The sequence below is a fragment of the Mesorhizobium sp. M7A.F.Ca.ET.027.02.1.1 genome, from assembly GCF_004022985.1.
Lineage (GTDB): Bacteria > Pseudomonadota > Alphaproteobacteria > Rhizobiales > Rhizobiaceae > Mesorhizobium.
On sequence record NZ_RZOL01000427.1, the window covers coordinates 1 to 4,991 of the forward strand.

The 4,991-nt window shown below is 59.1% G+C and carries 2 protein-coding genes; both read left to right on the top strand.

The window, feature by feature from the left end; all coding sequences use genetic code 11:
• A partial coding sequence (locus EN749_RS30350) for a S9 family peptidase (protein WP_145991060.1) occupies positions 1 to 1,031 on the top strand: 1,031 nt, incomplete at its 5' end.
• A gap of 833 nt (positions 1,032 to 1,864) precedes the next feature.
• A partial coding sequence (locus EN749_RS30355; protein ID WP_245491523.1) for a Ulp1 family isopeptidase occupies positions 1,865 to 4,991 on the top strand: 3,127 nt, incomplete at its 3' end.

A 4,991-nucleotide genomic window follows, 5' to 3' on the forward strand; every position in this document is an offset into this window, starting at 1 on the left:
CGCAGGAGGACCCCTATTGGGTCCATGCTTACCGCATCGGCTTTGACGGCAAGGGACTGACTGCACTGACGCCCGAACCGGCCAACCACCATATCGAGTTCTCGCCTGACAGGCGCTATTATGTCGATCTCTGGTCACGCATCGATCTGCCCCCGCGCATGGCACTCTACCGCGCCAGCGACAATGCCAAGCTCCAGCAGATCGAGACGGCCGACATTTCCGAGCTCGTCGCCGCAGGCTGGCAGCCGCCGCTCAGTTTCCATTCCAAGGGGCGCGACGGCAAAACTGACATCTGGGGTGTGCTCCACCTGCCAGCCAACTTCGACCCGACGAAGAAATACCCGGTTGTGGAGAATATCTATGCTGGACCCCACGGCTCCTTCGTCCCAAAATCCTTCTCGCGGTGGACAGAGCCGCTCACGCAGCTGGGCTTCGTCGTTGCTCAGATCGACGGCATGGGCACCAACAACCGCTCCCGCGCCTTCCATGATGTTGCTTGGAAGAATCTGAAGGACGCAGGATTTCCCGATCGCATTCTGTGGCACAAGGCGGCGGCCGCGCAATATCCATGGTACGACATATCCAACGTCGGCATTTTTGGCGCATCCGCCGGCGGCCAGAGTGCAGTCAGCGCGCTGCTCTTTCACCCCGATTTCTACAAGGTCGCCGTCGCCAAAAACGGCTGCTTCGACAACAGGATAGACAAGACCTGGTGGAATGAACTGTGGATGGGGTGGCCGGTCGGCATTGAATATTCGCAATCCTCCGCCGTTGACAATGCTCACAGGCTGCAGGGCAAGCTGATGATCGCGGTCGGCGAAATGGATGATAATGTCGATCCGTTTTGCTCGTTCCAGCTTGCCGATCGACTCATCAAGGCAGGAAAAGATTTTGACATTGTCTACGTTCCTGGTGCCAATCACCATACTCTAGGCACCTACACCGAGCGCAAACTCCTAGACTTCTTCGTTCGCAACATTCTCGGTCAGACCCCGCCCGACTGGAACAGCAAACCGATCGAGCTGGAGTAGCTTGTGGCTCTTGCAATTGTTAGCTCGCCTTATCGGCTGTAATCAGGGCGAGGCGCGAGCAAATCTGCACCGAAGGACGATCGTGGAGTCTAGGACTTGCGCTGCGTATTGAGGATAGGCTCGCCGCGACGTTGGTCTGAGCAAACTGCTTGATAGGCACGCCTGCAGACCGCGTGTGTGCGATTGCAAGATCCCCTATCAGCCTGGTGTGAAGCGTTCAGGGGAAAAGCCGCACCCAACGCCGCTTCCGCTCGCCGTAACGCTACGGCGGTGCGGCCCACCCGATCCGCTCGACGAGCATAGGAACACATAGGTCCCCGAACGGACGATTACCTTGGCAATAGAAGACCCTCGTCGGTCATCGCCGCTGTGGGTGGCAGCCCGTCGGTCTGGAGCTGCCACGATTCTCATCCTCGCGTCACATATGAGCTGAAGCTTTCCGGATCGGGTATCCAATCGGCATCCAGTTGCTCGGCGATATGGTTGAATTCTACCTCAGGACAAGAGTGAGTAGAGCAGCCCCGCTACGAAAATCCTATCCTGGTTCGTTTGACGCATCGACTATTCAGATTGATTGGCGTGATACCCGGCGCGGCCGCAACACGCTAGGCCGTCAACCGCTGAGCAGAAAACCAGCCTTCGCCTTCCGCGGCGGCGGACCTCGTCAGCCTTTCGAAAGCTTGCCTGAGTAGGTTGCTCATGTGATCTGTGGAAGTGAGGCTAGCGTGCACCCGTACAAACTGGACATTCATCGTAGCAGCTTGGCTGCAGGTGCAGCACGCCGTACCGCACGAGCAAGCGGACAAGCCGGCCAAGCCGGTTTTGAGCAGCACTTGGGCGAATTGCAGGCGGCGGATGAGTTGATGAGTGCACCAGGCGAGGATGTCCTCGTCAATGGCTCGCATGGCAAAGGTGAGTTGAGACCAACGAAGAGGCAGAGGATCCAAAGCAATCTGCAGCATGCTGTCACTGAGCGGCAACCAGGTCAGGTTGGTGACTCAGGCGCTCGCGCGATGATGCAACTCCCTGCCCATCAGGTGGGTACATCGGAACGGGAGGCGCAGCTCGCGATGCAGGGGGATGAGCACGAATACACCCCAGCGCCGCATCTCGATGGGTCGATGCCCTCGACAGTGCAGCCGGATCGTCCAATTGTGGCCCCCGACGGTGCCGACAAGCGTCCTGTTTATTCCAACGATGCCACCGCCATCGAAGGGCTGAAGTCTGCACTCCTTGCGGGTAAAGCCAGGCCGGACACGGTCACTCGCAGCGCAAATTCTCTTTTCGGCTTTAGTCGTTGGCTCTTTCAAAACAAAAAGCCAGGGTTTGCTGCTCGGCTTTACCATCCGTCGCTGAGCCAGGATCTCGAGGAGTACGAGAGTAGGGGTGGTTCCTCCACAGTGGCTGGCGCACTGCGTCAACTGATGAAGCCGATAGGCGGAGCCGCCCCGATTGTGGGTCGCGCTGTCCTGAACCCCCATCCTGACGACGCCGCGCTCACTAGACATTTCAGATCCGCGAGCGGCTACGCAACTGCTCTTAACCATTTCAGTCATTACCTACGTCAAAATGACAAGCTCGGGATTGCGGGCCGGATTTACGATGAATCGCTGGATAAAGATGTTGAGAGCTACAAGGCCGCCTCCTCTACTCGTGGAGCTCCGATCGAATCTGCACTGGTTTATATCCGCAAGCACCCGCCGCGCGTTATACTCGGGAGTCATCTGGAAAACGCGGTCAGCATGGAGGCTCGTCCCCGTGGCGACGCTGCTCAGCATACCGCACCACAGCAGGGATTCGATTGGCCAGAGGAGCTCCTGCCGGTAGGTTATAAGGAGGGCACCGATCTACCATTGTCTCTCGCCCCAACCGCGCACCAACACCAAGCACCCGACTTTGGAGAGGCCGTCCCTCACTTGAACTGGCGCCACGGCGACCAGGGCGCCCCGGAGGGGCTGGTAGCTGCACGGGACAGGAGCAGCCCGCTGCCAAGCGAGGCGGTGCCACATAAATCTGGACGGGGACTCGCTACGCAGCCCAGATTGTGGGCGGAGAAATCCGCCTCGCCAGAGCTCTTTCGACGGCGGGCGGAGCAGGCTCTGCCGGCGTCCGCCAGAGGTGTGGAGACATCCTCCGCGGTTGATGAAGCCGCCGCTCGCCAAGCTTTGGCTTGGTTGCAGCAGGAGATGGAGGGGATCGAACCGATGCAGGATCCTCATAAGGTGGCTACACCGGAATCTGAGGCGCAGCTCGTCAGGCAGAGGGATGAACACGAATCCACCCCAGCACCGCATCCCGGAGGTGGTGGTTCGATGTCCTCGACAGTGCAGCCGGATCGTCCAATTGTAGTCCCCAACGGTTCCGACAAGCGTCCTGTCTATTCCAACGATGCGACCGCTATCGAAGGGCTGAGGGCAGCATTCCACGCGGGTAAGGCCAGCGCGAACACGGTCACTTTCAATGTAAATTCTCTTTTCGGCTTTAGTCGGTGGCTCCTTCAAAACAACAAGCCAGGGTTTGCTGCTCGGCTTTACCATTCGTCGCTGGATCAGGATCTCAAGGAGTACGAGAGTACGGGTGGTTCCTCCACCGTGGCTGGCGCACTGCGTTACCTCAAGAAGTCGACAAGCGGAGCCCCGATTATGGGTCGCCCTCTCGTGATCCCCTATCCTGACGATGCCGAGCTCATTAGAGATTACAGAGCCGCTTCGACCAAGGAGTACCTGGCAGCGCCTGCGACCGGACGGAATCCAGATACCGTGGGCGGCTATACAAATTTTCTTAGACATTTTAGCCAGTATCTGCGTCAAAATAACAAGCCTGGGATTGCCGCTCGGATTCACGACAAATCGCTGGATAAAGATGTTGAGAGCTTCAAGGCTGTCTCCTATGGTAATAGACTAAGTATCGGTTCTGCATTGGCTCACCTCCGGGATATCCTGCCGCGCATTGTGCTCGGGCGCGAAACTGTCCTTGCTGCTCATCCGGCAGACGCAGTCACCAGGCGCGTTGGGGCCGCTGCTGAAGCTGGGCCAGCGGCACCGGCAAGAGCTCCCCAACCCGCCTCGCCAGCAACCGCTAAGCTGCCAGGCACCTACCGCGGCCTTCCACTGGTTGATGTGACCACACTGACGACCAGTTCCTCTGGGGCTCAGATCGGGGCGCTCGATCCGACAGCCCCGTCCAACGTTGCAACGGGGCGGGTGCTCGGCGCCGCCGAATGGCTGAGCGACGCCCATGTCCAGAGAGATTACAATTTGCTGGAGCGGCAACTGCAGGGGATCAATCCGGCGCTCGCTGCCCGGACTCGGCTGGTGGATCCTTCCGTATCCCATCTACTGCGACACACGTCGCCGCAAGACGCTCGAGGCATATTGCAGTCCATCTATAATCAAAACAACGCCACAGCCGACTTCCTGTTCTTGCCAGTGAATAATGGCACGGCTACTAGCCCCGGCACCCATTGGTCGCTGCTGCTCGTTGATCGCCGCGACCCCGAAAGGCGGTTCGCCTATCACTACGACTCCCTCCAGCGAGAGGGATATAACGACGTGCCTGCAAAACAGCTCGCAGGACTGCTGAATGCTACCTTGGCGCCAGCCCCCATGGCCAGACAGACGAACCATTATGATTGCGGCGTATTTGTCCTGGAGGGCACGTGGGCGCTGGTTGAACGATTGGTGAAAGGGCAGCGGCCAGACCACGAGCCGCTGCCCCTCGACAACCTCGTTGCCGATCGGCAGGCGCTGCAAGACCGGCTAAGGAGGCGCTTGCCGCACGAGGAAGAGCCGCGGCAGCTGCTGGAGGATGAACCCGCCTCCCCACCGATGATGGCATTCGAGCCAGGGGAACTGCGGCAACTGTTGGAAGACGAGCCTGACTCCCCACCAATGATGGCGTTCGAGTCAGGGGAACTGCGGCAACTGTTGGAAGACGAGCCTGCCTCCCCACCAATGATGG